General features: G+C 61.1%; 1 protein-coding gene. It reads right to left on the reverse strand.

Annotation, left to right across the window (positions count from 1 at the left end):
* The coding region (locus tag AC1DRJ_RS30850; protein ID WP_477805444.1) for a molybdopterin cofactor-binding domain-containing protein at nucleotides 1-747 on the reverse strand (747 nt) is incomplete at both ends.

The raw sequence follows: 747 nt of genomic DNA on the forward strand, positions 1-747 counted from the left end.
CGCCGGCACCGCGCCGCCGGCACCGCGCCCTGGGTGTTTTTCATGCCTGAGACCATGGCGTTTTTCTTGCGCAGGTCAATGGCATCGATGCCGAGGCGATCGGCAATTTCATCGACCATCATCTCGGTGGACGCCATGCTTTGCAGGGTGCCGTAACCTCGCATCGAGCCGGCTTCAACGGCGCGAGAATGATAGGCCGTGACCTGCAAATCGTTCTGCGGCATGTAGTAGATCGACTGCGCGGCCGTGGCGCCAACTGCCGCTACGGATGGGCTGTAGTTGACCCGGCCACCGCCGTCGACACTCATTTCGGCGCGGAAAATCTTGAAGCTGTGATCGTTCTTGTCTACCGCCAATTGGTAGCGGATGTCGAACGGGTGACGCTTGATGCCGCTCTGGAACTGCTCGTAGCGATCGTTGGCCAGACGCACTGGCACACCGGCCCCATACAACGCCGCGAGGGCGGYGTAGTAGACAAAAATGTTGTGATCTTTGGAGCCGTAGCCGACGGTGTAACCCGGGTGCATGTTCAGGTGCGCCAGGCCGAAACGCGAAGGGGCGATCATTTTCGCGGTTTCAGTCGCGGTTTCCAGCGGGCACTGAGTGGCGACGACGAAATGCAGGGTCTTGGTCGCAGGGTCGTACCAGCCGTTGCCGTTGTCCGGCTCCAACGCGGCCGGCTCAATCGATGGCGTCTTATAGCGCTCGTCGAACACCAGCCAGTTGTCCGGCGGCGTGTCGATCTGC

This window comes from Pseudomonas sp. P5_B2 (assembly GCF_056400445.1).